Genomic DNA, 22,764 nt, shown 5'->3' on the forward strand with positions numbered 1-22,764 from the left:
CGATCAGTGTTAATTATTCTTTTGTTTTCATAAGAGGAAAAAAGACCACGTCTCTCAAATTCTCCTGCCCCGTTAAAATCGTCATCAATCTGTCAATTCCAATCCCCCAGCCGGAAATGGGAGGCATGCCGTATTCCATGGCCGTGATAAAATCCTCATCAATCTCAGACGCTTCCTCGTCTCCCGCGGCCCTGTCCTTCATTTGTTGCTCGAATCTTTGTCGCTGATCGATGGGGTCAACCAATTCGGAATAAGCCTTGGCCAGCTCCCAAGTATTGATTACCAATTGAAATTGATCGACGACTCTGGGGTCTTTATTGTTTCTGCGAGCCAAAGGCTGGAGCGATTCCGGGTAGTAATATAAGAACGTGGGCTGTATTAATTTTGGCCGACTCACTTTTTTATACAGGTTATCTATCAGTGTATACAGGTTCATTTTTTCCATGCCCTCAATCTTAATCCCTTTCTTTTTTATATCTTTCAACAATTCTTTGACGTCGGTATAATCCAAAACATCAAGTCCCGTATCCTTTTTTAATAAATCAATAAAATTCACTCTTTTAAACGGCGTGCTGAAATCGACTTTTTTCATTTTGCCGTCTCTGTCAGGCACGTCTATTTTTCGATCGAGGCCGAGTTTATCAAATAAATAATCAAACATCTTTTCCGTAAAAGCTATATTATCCTCAAAATTCCAATAGGCCGCGTAATGCTCCAAATGCGTATGCTCGGGCAAATGCGATGGATCAATCCCTTCGTTTCTGAATGCTTTGCCAAGCTCAAAAATCTTCTCATAACCTCCGACGATCAGCTCCTTGAGCGGCAATTCATGCGAAATCCTCAAATATACATCCATATCAAGCGCGTTGTGATGAGTTTTATAAGGTTTTGCATGCGCTCCGGTCGCTTCATGCAGTAAAACGGGGGTTTCAACCTCTTGGAATCCTTGCTCCCAATAAAACTCGCGCAGGCTTTTAATCAAGCGACTGCGCAAATTAAAAATCTGTCTCGCTTCATCATTCATTATCAAATCCAAATAACGCTGCCTGTATCTGGTTTCAACATCTTTTAAACCATGCCACTTCTCGGGCAGAGGCCTCAAAGCTTTGCCCAAAAATTCATATTTTTTAACCAAAACCGAAATTTCTCCTTTTTGGGTGGTAAAAATCTCTCCATTAACTCCCAAAAAGTCCCCAATGTCAAAATTCTTAACAAAAACCTTGTACGCTTCCTTGCCGACCTCATCTTGTTTCAAAACAATCTGCATTTTACCGGAAGCGTCCAATAAGTGGCAAAAAGTCAATTTGCCCATGTCGCGCAAAAGCATGATTCTGCCCGCGACGCTGACTTTTTTGCCTTCAAACAATTTTTTCGCCTGAGCCAAGGTCTGCTTTTTTTCAAATTTCTCAGGATATGGCTCAATACCGGCCGCTCTGATTTTTTCAAGATTTTGCAATCTCGCTTCTTGCTCTTTGGTTATTTTTTGGTCCATATTCAAATATTACTATTACGAATAATTAAATGTATTAGGATTTAGCTTGGTTTTCAGCATTTGATTTTAAGTTTTACTGCAAATAGTTGCGAATATCTAATATCTAAATCCAAAAGGACTATTAATGTCTATATTTTACCGCATTCGATTACCTTTGGCAAATTCAAAAACCGGACAAAAGCCCGGCTTGAAGCGCCAACGAGCCAAGACGTCTGGCTCTCTATCTTATCTCTATAATCTCATACGAGATCACCCCGGCAGGGACTTCTACTTCCACCACTTGCCCTTTTCTCTTGCCTAAAAACGCGCTGCCCAAAGGAGATTCATTGGAAATAAAACCGGCCGAAGGATTGGCCTCATTATATCCCACTATTTTGTAAGTTTGTTCGCCGAATTTGGATTTAACCACCACTTCGGATCCTACCCCTACTTCTTCCTTGCTGCCGCTGGCTTCGGACACCACCGCGCTTTTCAACAAACCTTCAAGCTCCTTTATTCTAGCTTCAACCATGCCTTGTTCGTCTTTGGCCTCATGATATTCCGCGTTTTCAGACAAATCGCCCAGTTCCTTGGCTTTTTCTATTTTTTCGCTAATTTCTCTTCTTTTTTTATTCTTTAAATAATCAAGCTCTTTTTTAATCTTTTCCAAACCATCTGGAGTTAATACTGGAACCATAAAATATTTTTTTAATTATATTGATAAATACTACAATTTTTTAATTATCGCGTCAAGAAGCTATCCACATGAATGATTGTTATGAATTACAATCATCTAGTAGGCCGATGAATATATGTTACAAATTACATTCATCCATGGCTTTAAGCCTGAGAATCTTGTAATACGTAACAAATTACCTAAAAACTAAATGGACGCTTGTAATTCGTAACACTTTACCCATTACCCTTTACTAATTACAACTTCTTATATTCAGCAAAATACCATTTCAAAAAATCGTAGGCCACGGGAGCGGCGGTGACGCTGCCTTCTTCTCCCTCTTCAATTAAAACGGTAACCGCTATCTCCGCGTCTTCATACGGAGCGAAAGCCGTAAACCAGGCATGCGCGTCCTTATCAGTTCCCCACTGAGCGGTCCCCGTCTTGGCCGCGGAAGTGACCGGCAAGCCGGATAGAATCTTGGCGCTGCCAAAGGTCACCGCCTGCCTCATGCCTTGCCTGACGATATTGAGATTGTATGGCGATATGAAATTCTCCCTTTCCACTTCATAATTGACGTTCTTCACTTCTCCCGTATCAACGGAAATAAATTTATTCACCAAATGAGGTTTGATAAACTTGCCCTTATTCGCCATGATCGCGGTCATATTGGCTATTTGCAAAGGAGTAACCAGAAAATCTCCTTGCCCGATGGCCAAATGATAAGTGTCGCCGATGTACCACTGCTCGCCCTTTACTTCGAATTTCCATTCCGGGGTTGGCAGAAATCCTTGATTTTCTCCGGCCAAATCAATTCCGGTCGCCTGACCGAAGCCAAACAAGGCCGCGTAATAATTTATTTTCTTTACGCCAAGTCCTTCAAAATTGTTATATCCTCCGCCGATAATGTAAAAAAATGTATTCACCGAATCCGACAGAGCTTTTTTCACGTCCGTCAATCCGTGGCCTCCCGCTTTCCAGTCAGGAAAAAACCACTCGCCTATTCGAATGCCACCGGTGCTCAAAAATGAAGTGTTTTCCGTGATTATTTTTTCTTCGAGCGCGGCGCTGGCGATAACCGGTTTAATGGTTGATCCGGACGGATACTCGCCTTTAATAACGCGATTAAAAAGCGGATTATCTTCATTGTCGATCAATTGCTTGTATTTATCCGCCTTCATGCCTTGAGCGAAATCATTATTGTTGTAACTCGGCAAACTTACCATGCCCAAAATCTCACCGTTTTGCGGATTCATCGCTATGGCCACTCCTTTCTTTTTCTCCGCGAGAAGTAGTTCGTTTCGCAACAATTCTTCAAGTTTTTTCTGAATATCCAAGTCAATGGTCAGCACTACGCCTTGACCTCGTTCGGCGTCTTCTTGCGCGATTATTTTCTTTTCCTTGCCTTGAGAATCGACTTCTATTTGCTTTTTCCCATGCTTGCCCTTCAATGCTTTTTCATAACTCAATTCTATGCCGCTTTTACCCGTCCGGTCGCTCAACAAATAGCCCGACTCTTTCCAATCATCGTATTCTTGCTCGGAAATCTTTCCCTCATACCCGATAATATGCGATAAACTGTTATATAAATATTCATTTGCCGACACTTCTTCAATAAATTCATATTTTCTTTTGGCGTCATACAAAACACCGACTCCGGATAAATTAGACGTGTAAACATCCAACCTCAAAGCGATGTCGTAAGGAATGTCCTCGCACAAATCAAGCGGCTCGAAATACTCACGTTGGCGCGGAGTAAACTTCCTTATGTCTTCCAGACGATCTCCCAGCGGGTAACCCACGATTTTATCCAATTCGGCAATTATTTCATTTTGCTCTTGTTCATCTTTGGGAAAATCAAACGGCGTGATGTACAAATGAAAATTAGGCACATTGGAAACCAGCGCTCTGCCCGCTCGATCATAAATAATGCCGCGCGGCGCTTTAACATACTGAATTCTGATTCTGTTTTGTTCGGCCGTGGCCAAATATTCATCCCCTTTAATCACTTGCAAATGCACCGAACGAGCCAAAAGCAAACCCAACCCCAAAAAAACGATAAATAAAAAAATATGAATAACCTTCTGGTTGATCGACAAGCCGAAATAAATTTTGTCGGATCGGTTTATATCTCTATCCGAATAATTGATATACGCTTCTTCGGTCCAAAACACACGGCTGTTTCTGGATAACGCCTTGTCTTTTATTTTCGTCAAACTGAAAATATCGGAATTCTCGGATGATTTTTTCTCTTGATCCTTTTTTTCCATAATTATGTTGCGGAATCCAAATAAACCGTCTTTAATTTTCTGGAAATAAAATTCACCAAGTAAAAAACGATTATGACGAAAATCGAGGACAAGATCAATTGCCAAACAAAACCGCTCGCCAAGAAAGACAACCTGACAAAGCCTTCCACTGTTTTATTCACATAAAAATAGTAGGATAAATACAAACTCGCGGAAAGCGACTGATAAATCAGCAAAAATATGAAATTTAAAAAAATTATAGAATAAAGAGATTTGTTGGTGAAGAATTTGTTATAAATCGCGATTAAAAGGATCGAAGCGAAAGGCACCGAAATCATGACAAAAATAAACGGCAAGGAAGATGTTAATGAGATAAATATCGCGAACACGACCGCAAATATCAAAGTGATTTTTTCTCCGTATAAAATCATGATGAAGATCAACATGGGCAAAAAAATATTAAAAGCGCTGATCGGATAAAAAAAACCCGTAATTAAACTGGTATGAAAAACATACAAGGCCGCCAACGACAAAACGATTTTGAGCCATTTAATCAGCATATTCTATGGTCAAAACATTTACGTAGTGTATTTTGTTAAAATCTATCGGGGATCTCACAAAAGCCGTTTGGAACAATTCTCCCTCGGTGTAAACGACATTATCTATTTGACCGACCAAAAGACCTCGAGGCACGGCTTCTTCCAGCCCGGAAGAGATGACAAAATCTTCTTCGCTCAATTTTTCAGTTTGGGGTATCAAATCTATCTTCATGCCCAGACCGAATTCCCCGCTCAAAATGCCGACGGAATTATCGTTGTTGTTCACGGACACAGCCAACTTGGAAAAACTGTCATTGACAAGCAATGCTTTGGACGTGTATTTGGATACTTCGTAAATCTTCCCTACAATGACATTTTCATTGGTCACCGCGTTGCCGACCTTGATTCCGTGCTTTTCTCCTTTATCAATTATTAAAAAATTTTGATAATTGTCGTTGCTTTTGCCGATAACGTCGGCGATCACGCCTTTAACATTCCGACTGTTTTGAAAATCAATTTGTCTTTTATAAAAATCGAGCTGCGATTTCAATTCCTGATTTTCGCTTTCCACAATTTGCATTTGTATCAACTCTTCATGTAATTTGTCGTTTTCCGCAATCAATTCATTTTGTTTTTTCTGATTGTAGTAAAAGTCATTGATCCTGCCGGACAATCGATAAACCGCTCCGCCGACCGGCTTAACCGCGGCCATGAATAAATTTTCAACGGGAGAGAGCGCTCCCGTGTAATGCAAAATCACGATAATTAAAATCGAGGCAAAAGAAACAATACTGATTTTTTTTAGATTACCGCTTTGCATATAAAAAAGGTAGCAAGCTTAAGGCTTGCTATCTCACCATTTTTTCTTCATTGGCCGGAGGCAGCACTACCTCATTGAGCAGTTTATGGTCATCGAGCAAGATACTCAGCCCCCTGATGGTGCAAGTTTGCGGGTCATCAGCCACTCTGACCGGGATCTCAATGCTTGACGAGATGGCGATATCAAGCCCTTTGAGCAAAGCGCCTCCTCCGGCCAGAACAACTCCGCGCTCATATATGTCCGCCACAAGTTCGGGCGGAGTATTTTCCAGCGTGGCTTTAATATTATCAATAATCTGGCTAATCGACCCTTTGATCGCTTCCCTGATCTGATAATCATCCACGATTATTTCTTTCGGCAAACCGGAAACCAAATCTCGTCCGCGCATTTCTATCGAGGCGGATTCGCCCGTTTGATAAGCCGAGCCAATGGCGATTTTAATATTTTCCGCTATTTTCTCGCCGATCAATAAATTAAAATGATCTCTGGCGAAATAAACAATATTTTTATTGAGCTCTTCGCCGGCCACGTCCAGTGACTTCCAGGTGACCACCCCGTTGAGCGAGGTGACGGCGATTTCGGTTTTGCCGCCTCCGACATTGATGATCATGCTGCCCGACGGATCCTGAATCGGCAATCTGGCGCCGATGGCGGCGGCCATAATTTCCTCCACCAAGTAAACCTGGCCGGCTCCGGCGGACAAAGCGGCGTCTTCAACCGCCTTTTTTTCCACTTCCGTGACGTCCAGCGGAATGCCTATAACCACCATTGGCCTGGCCGAAAGATTAAAACTTTCTCTTTGAATTTTATCGATGAAATACTTTAGCATTTTTTCCGTAACTTCAAAATCCGAAATAATCCCATTCACCAATGGTTTGGAAATCGTAATGAACTTCGGCGTCTTGCCCAACATTTTTTTGGCATCTTCGCCCACGGCGATAATTTGGTCAAATCTGTTATTTACCGCCACAATCGAGGGCTCATTGATAATAATCCCCTTTTCTTGAACGCAAATAATGGTATTGGAAGTTCCCAAATCAATACCCAATCTTTTCGAGAATTTATTGAAGAATTTTTTAAACATAATACTTGATCAACTCTTCATCAAACTTTTTAATCTTTATCAATTCACTTTCCTTCTTATTTCTGTGTTTGATTTCAAAACTGTTTTTTTCCAGGCTCTTCGGACTGACGATAATCCTCAGCGGCAAACCAAGCAAATCGCTTTCCGCCAATTTTTCTCCGGCGGATTTATCCTCGCGATCGTCAAATAATATTTCATCCGGATGCTGTTTCGACAAGCGGTCGTAAAGCTCTCGAGCTTGCTTCATCACAACGTCATCTTCCGCTCCTATGGCCACCAAATGAATCTTAAAAGGCGCTATTTCCCACGGCCAGATCAGACCGCTTGAATCATGGTGAATCTCGGCCACCGCGCCCATCACTCTGCTCGGACCCAAGCCGTAACAACCCATGATTATCGGCTTTTTCACTCCTTTTTCATCCGTATAATGAGCCTTCATTTGCTCCGTATACTTGGTCTCCAGCGTAAATATATTACCAACCTCAATCGCTTTGTCAATTTTCAATTTTGCTCCGCATTTGGGGCAAAGATCGTTCAACTCTTTCTCCACAATTTCCTTATTCTGAGAAAAATCGCAATCCGTGCAGTGGATGATGGTATCTTCTCCGCTCGGACAAATCACTTGAAATTCATGAGAATATTTTTCCGTAAAATCTCCGCCGGACGCTTCGGTGATGATCGAATCCAGACCGCATCTTTTGAAAATACTGAGATAAGATTCCTTCACTCGCGCGTAAAATTCATCAAAGTCGTCCATATCTCGATGAAAACCGTACAAATCTTTCATGGAAAATTCCACGCCGCGAAGCAATCCTGATTTCGCTCTGGGTTCATTTCTGAATTTGTCTTGAATTTGATACAACGCGACGGGTAAATCCTTGTACGAACTTATCTTTTTTCTGATAATGTCCGTGATAATTTCTTCATGAGTCCAGCCCAAGCCCATTTTCTTCCCCGAACGTCCTTCAAACTGGAACATAATTTCCTTGCCTTCTTCCCAACGGCCCGTTTCCTCCCAAATTTCCTTGGGGTGAAGCGCGGGCATCAACAGTTCTTGCGCGTCCAGCTTATTCATTTCATCTCTGACTATGTTTTTAATGTTATTCAAAACTCTAAATCCGATCGGCAAAAAGGAATAAACACCGGCCATTAATTTATCGATGAAGCCGCCGCGGATCAATAGTTCCGCGTTAATGGACGTTTCGTCCTTTGGTTTTTCCTTGGTGGTTTTTAAAAAATACTTTGATTGAAGCATAATTTTTATTTAAGAAAAAAAAACAATTATTGAATTTTTTAATTTTACTTTTTACGGTTATCTGAACTTGCGATAAGAAATTAAGAAAATTTCAATCAGCAACGTAATCGCCAGCAAAATGATGAAGTTCCACCAGGTCAAAAGACGTTGTGATTGCAAAACCAAAGCGACAATGAAAAGCAATCCCAAAATGATCGACTGCCTGGACGAAATATCAATTTTTTTATAAATCTTTTCATCCTTGTTGAAAATCATTCGAAACACGAAGCCAAGCAGCGAAAACGAACCCACGATCGACACGAATAAACTCAGATAAAAGAATGAAAACCCCAACCAACCGGCCGCGTTGGGATTTGTGTAATTCACGGCCAAAGCGAAAGTCAACCAGCATAATGCCGTGCAGGCGGTCAAAAAAATTAAATATTTACGTAAGGTCATAATTTACGCTCTCTGTTTTAATTTTAGCAAAAAATATCGGATTTTGCAAATGAATGGATAGCTATTCCGAATTGATAATTATGGCTATTTTTACGGTCATAGACCCCTTCAGTTTGGCGCCTAATTGAAGAATCAATTCCCTTTCGCGCAATTTAATCTCTTGCGCCACCACGGAGCTGGAACAGCCGATTTTAATCGTTTTATTTTTATAACTCACGAATTTCAGGCTTCGATAAATATCAGGACTTAACTTTTCCCGGCACAGCATTTTAAACTTATCCAAAACAATGCTGGCGTAAAGCGGTCTAGCCAGTTTTGATCTTGCTTTGCCGGAAAGCAAATTTTTCAGTGATTCCAAATCTTTCATAAAATCTATAACTTTTTGTATTCACAAATATCTTTGAAGTCACAAAAACCGCAGACGTGCGAACCGGGCGTCGGAGCAAAATCCAAATCATGTATCCGGCGGATATCTTCCAATATTTTCTGAACCAATTTCTCCTTGTCTTTTTCAACTCCTACAAACGGCAATTTTTTATTTCCTTCCAAAAAATAATAAACCAAATTCCCGGCTTGTTTGTTCAATTCTTTTTCCACGGCCAATTGATAAAGCAAAAGTTGCCGTTTGGAATCGGCGTCAAGGGACTCTTTGGCCTGGCCGGTTTTATAATCAATAATTTCCACTTGGTCGCCGGCGATTTTATCGATTCTGTCGATTCTGCCGGAAATGGTGTAATCCCCCACTTTCATGGTGAACGGCCGCTCGAGCAACCAGACGTCAGGCCGTGTTTCTTCAAAATCGCGATAAAAATTTTTCAAAGCGACGCGTCCTTTTTTCCGATATTTCATTTCGGTTTCTTTATCCGGATACCAATCAGAGCTCCAGTTTTTCTCATACATCTCCAGCAAATCTTTTTCCGACAAAACATCGGCGGATTCTTTGGACTGGGAGCCGAAAAGATCGGCTTGCGGCGAAGCGCCCGCATTGGCGCGAATGGCCAAAAATTGATTCAAAGTGCGATGAATAACGTCGCCGAAAGTGAACTGAAATTTCCCGGGCACCGGAATTTTTAAAACATTGGCGAATTTATATTTCAGCGGACAGCTCTCGTAGGCGGTCAGCTGACTGTGGCTGAATCTTTTGGGAATTTCATAAAAAGGTTTTTCATCTTTTTTCTCCTGAGTTCTTTCCATTTCCAAAGCAGGCTCAATCTCCTTTTTTTCATAACCCATTTCCGCCAAAAACCTGGAAGGTTTTCTGGCGCGGCCGGAACCGAAGTCCTTGGCGGACAGAAAAAACAAACCGTTTTTGGCTCGCGTGGCCGCCACGTAAAAAAGCCGGCGTTCTTCCTCAATATGAACATCTCCGGACGGCAGTTCAAGGTGCAACAAAGCGTCGGGAATCTCGATCGGGTCTTTTCGGCGATCCGGCGGAAATTTTCTTTCCACCAAATCAGGGATAAAAACATATTTGAATTCCAAACCTTTGGCTCCGTGTACGGTCATCACCTTCACCATGTCCGGCCCGCTGTCAAAATCAATTTCCACGGCGCCGGTTTCCCCTGACGACAATTCCAGAGTCATCAATTCTTTGAAATCCGCCAGCTTGGCGCCAATGGCTTCTTTTTCGAATTGTTGAATTTTTTTGTAAAAAGTTTGCAAATAAGAGAGGCTGAGTTGATTCTCTTTGTTTTCTTTGGATTTTAAATAATCAATACAACCGGAATCATACAAAAAGCCGACAAATACTTTAGATATTTGATCTTTTTGCGACAAATTCAAATATTTATCTATCAATTGAATCAAGCCTGACGCTTTCGAGTATGTCCGTTCTTCCAAACCTTTGATCGCGTTGATTTGTTTTACGGTCTCATAATATGATTCGTTTTTTCTTTTGGCTTGATAAATGATTTTAACCACGTCCTTTTCCGGCAAACCCAGCCAAGGACTGATCAAAACGCGATACATGGCCGAGGCCTCATGATAATTGTCCAGTAAATTAAAGAAAGCCAGCGTGTCCAAAATAACCGGTTTGGAATATAAACCTTTGAGCGATAAAAATTGGTGCGGCACGTCGGCGTCTTCGAGCAGATGATTGAAAAATTCTCCGGAGTCGTTTGATCTGACCAGGATCGCGAAATCATTCCATTCTGCGTTGACATCGTTTTTTTTCAATTCAATGATTTTTTTGATAATAATATCGGCCTGATCTTTCTGGCTTTGAGCCAAAAAATATTCGATTTGACAATCTTCGTCTTTTTGAGAAATCAACCGCTTGTTGATGTTCAATTCAACCTCGAGTCTGTTGGGATTGTTCAGTTTGATGAATTCATAGGCTTTGTCCAAAATTTTCTGGCAAGAACGGTAATTGTTTATCAAAACTATTTCCTTGGCGTCAGGATAATCTTTTTTGAACTGCATGATATTGCTAACCGAAGCGCCGCGAAACCTGTAAATGGCCTGGTCATCGTCTCCGACCACGGTCAAATTATTCGTTGGCGCGGCCAGCATTTTAATCAATTCGTATTGAGCCGTGTTGGTGTCCTGAAATTCGTCAACCAGAATGTATTTGAATTGTTTTCTAAAACGACTCAGGATCGCCGGCCTTTTCTTGAAAAGCTCGATCGCGTAATTTATCAAGTCGCCGAAATCCAAACAATCATTGTCCAGCAACAATTGCTGGTAAACATGATACGCCTCGGCCACCTCGCCGACTCTGAGAATTTCCTGCTTGGTCGCCTCTTCCCTTTCCGACGAGGACATGTTTTCCAAATCCAGAGTCTGCACGAAATCAGCGGAATCGGTGTTCAACTTCAATTCCTCGGCGTATTTTAAATAATCGGCCGGGGAAATCAATTCATCCTTGCAACGCGAAAAATGCCTAAGCAGAGAATGAATGTGTTTATTGGGATTTCCCAGCGGACGATAATAATCGAGCTTGAATTTGTCGAAATTTTTCTTTACCAAAATCCATTGGCCGGTCTGGTCCAGCAATTTGTAACCAATGGGCAGGCCCATGTCCGAGCCGTAAAGCCTCAAAATTCTATCCGCGAAAGAATGAAAAGTCAGAATCCAATTATCGAAAGTCCCGTACGGCAACAAGCGATCGACTCGCTCGGCCATTTCCTCGGACGCTTTTTCGGTAAATGTGACGGCCAAAATTTGATCCGGAGAAATCTTTTTTTCCTCGATCAAATAAGCTATTCTGCTCGTAATCACCGTTGTTTTGCCCGTGCCCGCGCCTGCCACGATCAAAAGCGGCCCGTCACTATGAACAATAGCCTCTTTTTGCTCTTGATTGAACTTAGATATATCCATATGAGCCTATTTTATCGCAAAAACATTTAAAAATCAAAAGGCGCGATCCTCGCGCCTTTTCATACCGATTTCATTATTTCAGGGCAACTTCAACGGCCGAAATAGCCTTGTGCAACGCATTCACTTGAGCCATCAAGTTTTGAACTCTCACGTCAATTTTTTTCTTTTTTACTTCAACTCTTGTTTTGTGCAAAAACGAGAACATCAACCATTTTCTGAAAGAAGAGGCCAAACTGCGATTGAGAAGGATCAATTTATTGGTTTCCTCATCAAGCTGTTTTTCCACCATAGACATCTGCGACATGAGCTCCTTTTTCGCTCTGACTAATTCTTTTTTCGTGTCTTTATCCGCCGATTGTTCCCCTGTCGTCTTCTCCGCGGCTACCGCTTCCTTGGCGACTTCGCATTCTTTTGCCGCCACCTCTTTTTCTCCGGATGCTTCCTTTATCTCTTTTTTTCTTTTTTCTATTTTGGTTTTCAATTCTAATGCCCGCATTTTCTCTTCAAAAGTCAATTGACTGGTCGGCAAGGCCGCATGCTCCAATATATCTTCATATTCGAACGCGATTTCAATCACCTTGGCCTCCTTGTCCTTTAACCCGCTGACTTCGCTTTTCTTTTTTGGAATATTAAATTCGTTATCCAAAGCCTTCATTTTTTCCTCAAAAGTCAGCTGACTTGACGGCAAATAAGCGTATTCAATATTTTTAAATTGTTCGGCTTCTTTTTCAAGCGAGCCCAGCTCTTTTTCAGCTTCCGCCAATCTTCTCGAGGATTCCATTTGAAGCAGGGTATCTTTCCAGACCGTAAATTCGGGAGATGAGTTATTAAATTCCACTTTTTCTCCGGCTTCGATTTTTTGTCTTATTTGATCCGCGATTGTCAAAGCTTCTTTTTTTAATTCTTTATTATCCTTTCCGCCCTCAAGAAGCGTCAAGACAGGTTTTTCACCGGTTTGTTTTTTCCCCCCATCAAACTTATTCGGCGCATAAAAATTTCTTTCCGCAAGAACCATAAATTTTCAATTATTTGTTAGAAACAAGTTATATTTTATCAAAAAAATCGACTTATTAACAAATTTTATCCACAATTCAAAAAGCGTCGCTTGGCGACGCTTATTCGTAATATTGTCTCTCCCACGCGTCGGGCATGAAATCCCTGTGAGTCCGACTGAAATAATTAAACGCGTAAATGGCCCCAATCTCGAGCAGAACCCCGCTTGGATTTTGACCCAATCTTGACGAGGGGGAAAGCCCACTCAGCCGTTTGGCCAAACACTCGATCTCCCTCCTCTCTGTCATTAACTGGCCTTTTGGCTTGTTTGTGTAGTAACTCGGAGACAGGGCTTCACAAAAAGACCTCCACAATGAGCTTCTGGCTCGCTCTTTTTTCAGTATGATTTGAAGCCGGTTCTCGGAATCAATCGAAAAAAGTAGCCCGTTATCCTCTCGCGGATACCAAAGACGATATCCGTCTTCCCATTTGGCAACATTGCCAAAGCCCGAGCTGATTGAGGAAACCGCGTAAAACATACCGATTTCTTGGTAGCTGGGCCTTTCCGCGACTTGAGCGACAAAGCCGAGGCATTTCAACAACCGACTTATTGAAACTCTCATTTCATTGCCAAGACAGCCATTTTTGAATTTACTCCAAGCCTCTTGCCGAACGCGTCTCGGGCACAACATGCCAGGGTCGGTCAGAATCGGCGCGCCAGTTCTTCGCGCAAAACATCCATCGCCCTCGAATGCCTGACGCGTATTTTCGAACGCTTCTTTTTCTGTTCTTCCGGACAAATCCTCTCTGGCATCAAACTTTCCGCCAGGGCAGGTTTGGAAAAACGGGACAAATCGACGGTTGGCTGTCTTGACAATCACGAAGATGGACGAAACATCCCGAGGATCGTCGCTTTTTAGCATGTAATTTACCGCGCACTTCATCTCGATCTCGTTCATGTCCTCCCTCCCTTGCCCTGAATTGAATTATTAACATTCCACCTCGATTTTGTCAAATTTAAAAAACGCCATAGTGATGACGTCTATTTCTTGTTCGGAGTCCAATCGGCGAGCCATTGACACCAGAGATCAAAATTGCTGATAACTTCTTTGGTTGGGAACATCTCCCCGAATACCTGAATTTCGGCTTCGAGCTTGGACACGCCGGATATCCTCGCCGCTTTGACTGCTTCTTCGATTTTGGCGCGAAATTGCGCTGACAAGCACTGCTTCTTAAAAAGCAACCAGACCGAGGACATCACTTCCAGCGGCAGTAGCATCTCGGTCATGAGCTGAGCCGCCAAGCCCTGGGCATTGAAGTGATTAAGCGCCTGGCGAAAAATCAAGGCCGGCTGCTCTCCTGCGAGGCTATCGAGCAGAGTCCTCGGCTCGAGAGGCAATTTCTGATGCCAAACGTGGTAGGTTTTGCCGTCTACGTCGAGCGTGAGCCCGAAACGGCCAACAATGGATCCTCCTTTTAGGAGAAAGAACTTCTTTTCGGTCATGCCAGGCTCCTTTCCGTCGTTGTTCAATAAAAAAATACCATTGAACTCTTTATTTGTCAATGATATTTTACAACCTCTTTTAGGTTAAGCGATCATTTCAAACGATATTTCCCCACTTTCAGCCAGATTCGCCAGGTATTTATGAACCGTTAAATTTTCGAAATTTTCCAAAATAACCGATTTGGCTTTTTCCAAATCTTCAAAATAAGTTTGCTTTTGTTTTTCCTCCGAGTCAAAAGCCTTAATGCCGCCATAAGCTCCGCAATCCCAGTGCGCGATCAAATAAACATCGGTTGAGCCATGGAGCTTTTGCGACAATTCCACTTGTTTCAAAGCTGTCGTTTGAGTGGCTTCATCAATAAAAGTTTTCTGAGTGCCGGCAATGGAAAACAAATCGTATTGGCCTTCAAGACCTTTTTTTTTGGCGAAATTCGCTATGGCTGTTTGAAATCTAAAGTCCATACAGCAAACGAGCAGGGCTTTGCAATTGTGAGACATAATTTTTTTTGTTACGAATTACAACATTCTGTTTAGCTTTTAGGTTATTTGTTACGAATTACAAGATTCTCAGGCTTAAAGCTATAGGCGAATGTAATTTGTAACATCTGTCTATAGACCAAATGGAATTTTGTACTTCGTAACACATATTAATCGGCCTATCAGATGATTGTAATTCGTAACTATCTATTTACCAATCCCTCGAATATTATCCAAATTTTTATATTTTCTACCAACCCGAATGCGGGCCATTTCCTTTTCGATTTGCGCGGCCAAAGCGGCGAATTCAATGGCATCCATATTTTTCTTGCTCATGGCTTCTTGCGCTCTCTTTTGGGCCTCCTCGGCTCTAACAATATCAATCTCCTCTGCGCGCTCGGCCGTGTCAGCCAGGACTATCACCTTTTCAGCTTGCACCTCGATAAAACCTCCGGAAACAGACATGGCGAAACTGGAATTGCCGCGTTTTACCCTGATTTCTCCGGGAGCCAAAACCGAAATCAACGGGATATGATTCGGCAATATGGTGATTTCCCCGATTTTGGTGGGCAAAGTGATTTGATCCACTTCATCCTTAAAAACGACTCGCTCGGGCGTGGCTATTTTGAAATTGATTAATTTTTCCATATTACAAGTGTTACGAATTACATTCACTGTTTAGCTCTTTAGTCCATTTGTTACAAATTACAATCTTCTTAGGCTTTAGATTGATGTAATTAGTAACAGCGGTAATTATTCATAGAAACCTAATCGTTGATGTCGTTTGTAACGTTTTCAACGTCGGCTGACGCTGATTTTATTAATTCGATATTTTCAATGACAATATCCTCGAGCGGATGATCATTGTCGTTAACTTCAACTTTTTCGATTTGCGAAACGATATCCATGCCACTGACAACATACCCGAAATTGGTATGAACTCCGTCAAGCCAAGGAGTTTCCGGCGCGGTGACAATGAAAAACTGCGAACCGTTGGTGTTGGCTCCGGAATTGGCCATGGCTAAACTACCGACGACCAATTTATGATCATTGATTTCGTCTTTGAAAAGATAACCGGGATTACCTCTGCCGTCATCCGACCAATCATCGTCTTTACTGTTCGGATCTCCGCCCTGAATCATGAATCCGTTCATTACCCGATGAAATTTCGTCTTGTCATAAAAGCCCAATTTGGCCAGATTCATAAAATTGCTCACGGTAAAAGGAGCGTCGTCAGCGAAAAAAACTATTTCAATATCTCCCAAATTGGTTTTTATTCTGGCTCGATCATATAGCGCGGCCAAATCTTCATAATTCGCCGGATCAAATTTTCTGACCGGTTCGGTTTGGATCGGATTCGGCGCCTCCGGTTCCTCGATCGACCTCGGCCGTTCGCCGTTTGAGCAGGCGGTAAAAATCAACGAGAACAAAATGATTGGCAAAACAATTGTTTTTTTCATATTAGAATTCGTAACAATGTTTCATGTTACGTGCTATGTGCTATATGATCCATGATCCATGTTTAATGCTACTTGGTAACTTCGTCAATGCCGCCCTTCATGTAAAAAGATTGCTCCGGCTTGTCATCGTGTTTACCGTCCAAAATCTCTTTGAAGCCTCTGACCGTTTCCTTAATCGAAACGTATTTTCCGGGCGTGCCCGTAAAGGCCTCGGCCACGAAGAACGGCTGCGACAAGAATTTTTGAATTTTTCTGGCGCGCGAAACAATAATTTTATCCTCCGCGGACAATTCTTCCATGCCCAAAATGGCGATAATATCTTGCAACGATTTGTAACGTTGTAAAATCCTCTGCACTTCTCTGGTCACTTGATAATGTTCTTCGCCGACGATGTCCGGACTTAAAATGGCGGAAGTGGAATCCAACGGATCCACGGCCGGATAAATTCCAAGCTCCGATAAACTTCGAGCCAATACCACGGTGGCGTCCAAATGCCCGAAAGTGGTGGCCGGAGCGGGATCGGTCAAGTCGTCGGCCGGCACGTAAACCGCTTGAATTGAAGTGATGGAGCCCTTGTCCGTTGAAGTGATGCGCTCCTGCATCTCGCCCATTTCCGTGGCCAATGTCGGCTGATAGCCCACGGCCGAAGGAATTCTGCCCAAAAGCGCCGATACTTCCGAACCCGCTTGAGTGAATCGGAAAATATTATCAATAAAGAATAAAACATCCTGCTTTTCTTCGTCGCGGAAATATTCGGCCATGGTCAGTCCGGTCAAAGCCACTCTGGCGCGAGCTCCGGGCGGTTCGTTCATCTGTCCGAAAACAAGCGCGGTTTTTTCCAAAACGCCCGACTCCTTCATTTCTTTATATAATTCATTGCCTTCTCTGGTTCGCTCACCCACGCCGGCAAAAACGGAAAATCCTCCGTGTTCTTGAGCGATGTTTCTGATCAATTCCATAATCACCACGGTTTTGCCAACGCCCGCGCCTCCGAACAAACCGACTTTGCCGCCTTTGGTGAACGGGCAAATCAAATCGATAACCTTAATGCCGGTTTCAAAAATCTCAGTTTTAGTGGATTGCTCCGCGAAAGCCGGCGCCGGTCGGTGAATGGGATATTTCTTTTCGGCTATAATGGCTTCTTTATTGTCGATCGGCTGACCAAGCACGTCAAACATTCTGCCGAGCGTGTTTTTGCCCACCGGCACTTCAATCGGCAATCCGGAATCGACAACGTCCAGATTTCGCCGTAAGCCTTCCGTGGTTCCCAAGGCAATGGCTCGGATCATTGATCCTCCCAAATGATTTTGCACTTCGAGCACCAATTTATTATTTTCGCTCACGTTTACTTCCAAACTATTCAATAAACCGGGCAAACCGTCTTTGAATTCCACATCGACAACCGGCCCGATGACTCGCTTTATTTTTCCAATGTTTTTCATATGCGATATATTGATTAAAGATTAAATAAATTGGAAACCGGAAACTGGAAACTAGAAATTGGGGTTGGACAAGAAAATTGCCTCATTGTTACATTGTTCCATTGTTACGTGATTCCCGCCTCCGCTCTTAAGCTACGGCGGGCAGGCATGCTCCATGTTTCATGATACGTGATACGTGTTTCATTATACGGACTCCAAAGCCGCCTTGCCCGACGATATTTCAATAATTTCTTTGGTGATGGAAGACTGTCTGGCCTGATTATAAACCAAGCTAAGATCATCAATCATGTCTCCGGCCGCGTCCGAAGCCTGCCTCATGGCCATCATTCTGGCGCTGTGTTCGGAAGCGTTCGATTCAAGGGTCGCCTGATATATCTGAACTTCAACCAAACGCGGCAAAAGCGCTTCCAAAACCCGGCGCGGATCGGGCTCGAACAAATATTCATATTTAAATTCACCTTTGGTCAAATGCTTTGTTTGTTTTTCCTTCGCGAATTCCGGCGTCATGTGAATGCCTTTGCTTTTTCCCACCGCGCCCAAAAATTCATCTTCCATGGTAATAGGTAAAATCTGTTTTATTCTGGGAGTTTGTTTAATTGAAGAAAAGTAGTCGGTGTAACCGATCAACACTTTATCATAAACGCCCTCCATATATTTTTCAATAATCATGTGCGACAATGAAGAAATTTCAGCGGACGATAAAATAATATCTTCTTTTGGAAAATCCGCATCGATTTGATAACCGCTTCGAATCAACGCGTCGCGTCCCCGATTTCCAAAGGTTATCAATTCATGCTCGGCGGAGGCGTGTTTTTTTATGGAATCAATCGCTTTCTGGGTTATTTGATTATTAAAACCGCTGCACAAACCTCTATTCGAACTTATTAAAACAATGGCCACTTTTTTCACTTTATCTCTCAATTTCAGCAACGGATGATATTTGGTCTCCGTTTTTTCCGCGATACTCAAAAGCATCTCCCAAGCCAAGTTGGAATAATCTCTCGTCGCCAACACGCCATCCACGGCCTTTCTCATTTTCGCCGCCGCCACCATTTCCATGGCTTTGGTGATTTTTTTCGTGTTTTTGACGGATTTTATGCGTCGTTTGATTTCTCGCGATCCCGCTTGCATAGTTTTTCCCGGTAATTATTTAGCTTCGCCCTCTTCGGCGTCCGAGGACACCAGCATTTCCTTGACAGTTCCCTTATATTCTTCCACCAATCTTTTCATTTCATTTTCGATTTCTTCACTGAGATCTTTCTCCTTTTTGATTTTATCCAAAAGCCCTTTGGCTACGTTGTCCAAATATTTATGATAACCGGCTTCAAACAATCTGATCTTATCGGTTTTAACGTCGTCCAAATAACCGTTAACCGCGATATACAAAATCGCGATCTGATGCTCCACGGCCATGGGTTCGTATTGACCTTGTTTCAATATTTCAGTGACTCGCTCCCCTCTTTCCAATTGCTTTCTGGTCGCTTCGTCAAGTTCGGAAGCGAACTGAGCGAAAGCCGCCAATTCTCGATATTGCGCCAAATCAAGTCTCAATTTGCCCGCCACTTTTTTCATCGCTTTCAGCTGAGCGGCCGAGCCCACGCGAGAAACCGACAAACCTATATTCAAAGCCGGTCTGATACCTTGATAAAACAAATCCGATTCCAAATAAATTTGCCCGTCCGTGATTGAAATCACATTGGTTGGAATATACGCTGACACATCTCCGGCCTGGGTCTCGATAATCGGCAAGGCCGTCAACGAACCGCCGCCTTCTTCTTCGCTTAATTTCGCGGCGCGCTCCAAAAGCCTGGAATGCAGGTAAAAAATATCTCCGGGATAAGCTTCTCTGCCCGGCGGTCGGCGCAAGAGCAAAGAAATTTCTCGATAAGACACGGCGTGCTTTGACAGATCATCATAAACAACCAACACATCCTTGCCTTTGTCCATGAAAAACTCGCCAATGGCGCAACCGGAGTACGGCGCGATAAAAGACAACGAGGCCGAATCCGAAGCTCCCGCCACGACTATAATGGTGTAATCCATGGCTCCCTTTTCTTCCAATTTGGATTTGATACGGGCGATTTTCGATTCTTTTTGGCCGATAGCCACATATATGCAAATCATGTCTTGCCCTTTTTGATTGATAATGGCATCAATGGCAATGGCGCTTTTGCCGGTCTGACGATCGCCGATAATCAATTCCCTTTGGCCTCGGCCGATGGGAATCATCGAATCAATGGCTTTGATACCCGTTTGCACCGGCTGATTGACCGAGGATCTGGTGATCACTCCGGGCGCGATTTTTTCAATCGGATAAAATTGCTCGGCTTTTACCGGCGTTTTACCGTCAATAACATTACCGAGCGGATCGATGACTCTGCCAATCAAGCTTTCGGACACCGGCACTGACAGAATTTTTCCCGTGCTTTTTACTATGTCGCCTTCTTTAATTTTATGAAATTCACCCAAAACCATGGCTCCGACGCTATCTTCGTTTAAATTAAGCGCCACGCCGAGAACACCATCGCCGAAATCAAGCATTTCCGAGGCCATCACGTCCGATAAGCCCGTGATTTTGGCAATGCCGTCGCCGACTTCAAGCACCTTACCCGTTTTTTCAATGGCCACGTCTTCTTTGAAATCTTCAATCTGCTTTTTCAGCATTTCCACTATGTGATCTTTTTTCAATGTTTTCTCCATAATATTTGAAATTTATGAATTACTTTATTAATGGCCGCCCTCAATTTATTTCGCGGATATTATTCCTTAGCCTGTCCAGTTTTCCCGCGACCGATGAATCGATAATCATGTCATCGATGGTTATGCGCAACCCTCCGATCAATTCCGTCGAAATGACATTATTTAATCTTATTTCTTTTTTTGTTCTTTCAAATAACGCTTTTTTGAGTTGATTCGCTTGATTCTTGTCCAAGGGCACGACCGATTCGATCACGGCCAACGAAATATTCGATCCTGCCAATCGTTCAGCCTTGGCGACTTCGTAGATTGGTCCCAAATTCAAAATATTATCGCTTTGAATCAACAACCGCAAAAAATTTTTGTTTTTTTCTCCAATCGATTTTTCAAAAACAATATCCAACGCCTTTTCCTTGTTCGAGAATTTGACTTCCGGGTCAGCGAGATAGTTTTTTATTTCGATTCGTTTATTTAAAACTTCAACCATCGAATCAAGCTCTGACAATAACTCATCGGCTTCTGTTTCCGACTTGGCGGCGGCGATCAGAGCTTTCGCCAATTGATTTATGGAAAAATTATTCGCGGACATAATTAAATTTTAGCGGTTTTTAAATCTGAAATCGCTTCTTCGATCAACTTTTTCTGCGCCCGGGGATCGATTGAATCTTTAGTGACTCTGCGCGACGCCAAAAGCACTAATTCTCCCAATTCATTCTTAACGCCATCGACCATCGATTTTCTCTCCAAAACTATCTTTTCCTTGGCTTCCCTAACCACTTCGGCGGCGTCCTTTTTCGTCAAATCCAATTTGCTTTTGCGGGCTTCTTCAGCTCTGAGTATCGCCTCTTCAACTATCTTTTCGGCTTCCTTTCTTCCCAAGGCGATTTGATTCTCCCTTTCTATTTTGGACTTTTTCAAATTTTCCTCGACTTTTTCAGCATTTTTAAGACTCGTGGAAACTTTATTTTCCCGGTCATGCAAAAGTTTCAAAATCGGCTTGTAGGCGAATTTATACAGCACGAAAAGCACTATGCCGAAATTCACGGCCTGCGCCAACAATAATTTCCAGTCTATACCGAGTTTATGAAGTAATTCTTCCATAAAAATTTATAATTAATTCACAGCCGCCCTGTAACTTATATTTTACAGAGCGGGTAGAAATAACTAAACGAATTTTACAATCAAAGCGATCACCAAAGCGTAAATGGCCACGGCTTCCGCGAAAGCGATGCCGATAATCATCGGAGCTTGAATTTTCGAGGCTGACTCCGGATTTCTGCCGATCGAGTCCAGGGCCTTTGAACCGATTTTGCCAATGGCGAGTGTCGGACCGAAACCGCCCAAAGCGATGGTCAAACCGGCGATAATCGTTTTAAATACATCTTCATTCATAAATATTCGATAACGTTTCTCGACTTTAAATTTTCACTTGTTTGTTTAGAGTCTGAGACGTTATCTTTAATAATAATCAATCAATGTTCATGCTCCATGGTTTGCACGCTCAAGAATACCAAGGTCAACATGGCGAAAACCACAGCTTGAATCAAGCCGACGAATATTTCCAAAAACAAAAAAGGCAATGGAGCGATGTACGGCACCAAAAACGCCACGACCGTCAATAATACTTCGCCGGCGAAAACATTTCCGAATAACCTGAACGAAAACGAAATCGTTTTGGCCACCTCTCCTATCGTTTCCAAAATCCCGATGAAAAACATAATCGGATTTTTTATCAAATTTTTCAAACTGATGAATTTGCCCACGTGCTTGACCACTCCCAAAGTGACTATGCCGAAAAAATGAGTGGCGGCCACCGCGATCACGGCCACGGCCAGCGTCATATTCAAGTCAGCGCTGCCCGCTCGAAAAAGAGGCACGAAAGCTTCCTTGCCCTCATGCAATTCGTGAAAACCGATGGAACCGACGCCCGGCAACAGGCCTACCCAATTGCAAAAAATAACGAATAAAAATATGGTGGTTACGATCGGAAAAAATTTGATCGACAGTTTTCTGGAACCCGTGACTCCATCCATGACATTCAAAAAACCGTCAAAAATCATTTCCACCAAATTTTGATAGCCTTTCGGTTCTTTTTTTAACTTTTTTTTCAAAACGACAGCCGCCACTATCAAAAAACACACCACGACCCAGGTGGTCAAAAGTGAATTGGTGATCGTGAATTTCCCAAGATGAAATATTGGTTCGGCGGACAGGGATATCTCCATACGTTACACGTTACGAATTATTACTTCTGAATTAGCTAGCCTTGGGTTTTGTCTGTTTCTTTTATTACGAATAATTACAAATACGTTACGAATACGTTACAAATTACTGCAGCTGG

General features: G+C 42.7%; 23 protein-coding genes. All 23 read right to left on the reverse strand.

Translation table 11 applies throughout. From position 1 onward, the window contains the following. Nucleotides 1-13: 13 nt before the first annotated feature. On the reverse strand, nt 14-1,492 hold the full coding sequence (lysS, locus tag VMX18_00690) for a lysine--tRNA ligase (protein ID HUT21906.1): 1,479 nt from the start codon (nt 1,490-1,492) through the stop codon (nt 14-16). 220 nt (nt 1,493-1,712) lie between these two features. Next, a complete protein-coding gene (gene greA, locus VMX18_00695) occupies nt 1,713-2,168 on the reverse strand; it encodes a transcription elongation factor GreA (GenBank protein HUT21907.1) in 456 nt (151 codons plus the stop codon). 236 nt (nt 2,169-2,404) lie between these two features. Then, nucleotides 2,405-4,417: a penicillin-binding protein 2 gene (gene mrdA, locus VMX18_00700; protein HUT21908.1), complete on the reverse strand. Its 2,013-nt coding sequence runs from the start codon at nt 4,415-4,417 to the stop codon at nt 2,405-2,407. Between the two features lie 2 nt (nt 4,418-4,419). After that, a complete protein-coding gene (locus tag VMX18_00705; protein HUT21909.1) occupies nt 4,420-4,956 on the reverse strand; it encodes a hypothetical protein in 537 nt (178 codons plus the stop codon). Continuing rightward, a complete protein-coding gene (gene mreC / locus VMX18_00710) occupies nt 4,946-5,755 on the reverse strand; it encodes a rod shape-determining protein MreC (protein ID HUT21910.1) in 810 nt (269 codons plus the stop codon). Before mreC ends, VMX18_00705 begins: the two co-directional genes overlap by 11 nt. Before the next feature lie 28 nt (nt 5,756-5,783). Next, entirely contained in the window at nt 5,784-6,839 is a 1,056-nt protein-coding gene (locus VMX18_00715; GenBank protein ID HUT21911.1) for a rod shape-determining protein, read from the reverse strand. Next, complete coding sequence (locus VMX18_00720) at nt 6,832-8,094, reverse strand: aminoacyl--tRNA ligase-related protein (protein ID HUT21912.1); 1,263 nt, start codon at nt 8,092-8,094, stop codon at nt 6,832-6,834. The genes VMX18_00715 and VMX18_00720 overlap by 8 nt, the downstream gene beginning before the upstream one ends. Before the next feature lie 57 nt (nt 8,095-8,151). After that, nucleotides 8,152-8,532 carry a hypothetical protein gene (locus VMX18_00725; GenBank protein HUT21913.1) on the reverse strand — a complete coding sequence of 127 codons (381 nt, stop codon included), beginning with the start codon at nt 8,530-8,532 and terminating at the stop codon, nt 8,152-8,154. A gap of 61 nt (nt 8,533-8,593) precedes the next feature. Next, nucleotides 8,594-8,899, reverse strand: a complete 306-nt coding sequence (locus tag VMX18_00730; GenBank protein ID HUT21914.1) for a hypothetical protein — start codon at nt 8,897-8,899, stop codon at nt 8,594-8,596. Nucleotides 8,900-8,904: 5 nt separating this feature from the next. After that, nucleotides 8,905-11,850 carry a UvrD-helicase domain-containing protein gene (locus tag VMX18_00735; GenBank protein ID HUT21915.1) on the reverse strand — a complete coding sequence of 982 codons (2,946 nt, stop codon included), beginning with the start codon at nt 11,848-11,850 and terminating at the stop codon, nt 8,905-8,907. Nucleotides 11,851-11,923: 73 nt separating this feature from the next. Further along, complete coding sequence (locus tag VMX18_00740) at nt 11,924-12,865, reverse strand: hypothetical protein (protein HUT21916.1); 942 nt, start codon at nt 12,863-12,865, stop codon at nt 11,924-11,926. Nucleotides 12,866-12,965: 100 nt separating this feature from the next. Continuing rightward, nucleotides 12,966-13,802, reverse strand: coding sequence for a hypothetical protein (locus VMX18_00745; protein ID HUT21917.1), 837 nt, complete (start codon nt 13,800-13,802; stop codon nt 12,966-12,968). 83 nt (nt 13,803-13,885) lie between these two features. After that, on the reverse strand, nt 13,886-14,407 hold the full coding sequence (locus VMX18_00750) for a hypothetical protein (protein ID HUT21918.1): 522 nt from the start codon (nt 14,405-14,407) through the stop codon (nt 13,886-13,888). 24 nt (nt 14,408-14,431) lie between these two features. After that, nucleotides 14,432-14,845: a carbonic anhydrase gene (locus VMX18_00755; GenBank protein ID HUT21919.1), complete on the reverse strand. Its 414-nt coding sequence runs from the start codon at nt 14,843-14,845 to the stop codon at nt 14,432-14,434. A gap of 186 nt (nt 14,846-15,031) precedes the next feature. Further along, nucleotides 15,032-15,472, reverse strand: a complete 441-nt coding sequence (locus VMX18_00760; protein ID HUT21920.1) for a F0F1 ATP synthase subunit epsilon — start codon at nt 15,470-15,472, stop codon at nt 15,032-15,034. Between the two features lie 119 nt (nt 15,473-15,591). Further along, complete coding sequence (locus VMX18_00765; protein ID HUT21921.1) at nt 15,592-16,284, reverse strand: peptidylprolyl isomerase; 693 nt, start codon at nt 16,282-16,284, stop codon at nt 15,592-15,594. A gap of 68 nt (nt 16,285-16,352) precedes the next feature. Further along, nucleotides 16,353-17,726 (reverse strand): F0F1 ATP synthase subunit beta, encoded by a 1,374-nt coding sequence (gene atpD, locus VMX18_00770; protein ID HUT21922.1) that lies wholly within the window; start codon nt 17,724-17,726, stop codon nt 16,353-16,355. 183 nt (nt 17,727-17,909) lie between these two features. Next, nucleotides 17,910-18,857 carry an ATP synthase F1 subunit gamma gene (atpG, locus tag VMX18_00775; protein HUT21923.1) on the reverse strand — a complete coding sequence of 316 codons (948 nt, stop codon included), beginning with the start codon at nt 18,855-18,857 and terminating at the stop codon, nt 17,910-17,912. A gap of 15 nt (nt 18,858-18,872) precedes the next feature. Further along, nucleotides 18,873-20,426 (reverse strand): F0F1 ATP synthase subunit alpha, encoded by a 1,554-nt coding sequence (atpA, locus tag VMX18_00780; GenBank protein HUT21924.1) that lies wholly within the window; start codon nt 20,424-20,426, stop codon nt 18,873-18,875. A 40-nt stretch (nt 20,427-20,466) separates the two neighbouring features. Beyond that, the gene (gene atpH / locus VMX18_00785; GenBank protein ID HUT21925.1) at nt 20,467-21,012 is read right to left on the reverse strand and encodes an ATP synthase F1 subunit delta; all 546 of its coding nucleotides are present in this window, start codon (nt 21,010-21,012) and stop codon (nt 20,467-20,469) included. Nucleotides 21,013-21,014: 2 nt separating this feature from the next. Next, nucleotides 21,015-21,524, reverse strand: coding sequence for a F0F1 ATP synthase subunit B (gene atpF, locus VMX18_00790; GenBank protein HUT21926.1), 510 nt, complete (start codon nt 21,522-21,524; stop codon nt 21,015-21,017). A 63-nt stretch (nt 21,525-21,587) separates the two neighbouring features. After that, the gene (gene atpE / locus VMX18_00795; GenBank protein ID HUT21927.1) at nt 21,588-21,815 is read right to left on the reverse strand and encodes an ATP synthase F0 subunit C; all 228 of its coding nucleotides are present in this window, start codon (nt 21,813-21,815) and stop codon (nt 21,588-21,590) included. Between the two features lie 80 nt (nt 21,816-21,895). After that, a complete protein-coding gene (atpB, locus tag VMX18_00800) occupies nt 21,896-22,648 on the reverse strand; it encodes a F0F1 ATP synthase subunit A (GenBank protein HUT21928.1) in 753 nt (250 codons plus the stop codon). Nucleotides 22,649-22,764: the final 116 nt, after the last annotated feature.

This window comes from Candidatus Bipolaricaulota bacterium (genome assembly GCA_035528115.1).
Classification (GTDB): domain Bacteria; phylum Patescibacteriota; class Patescibacteriia; order UBA11705; family DATKZF01; genus DATKZF01.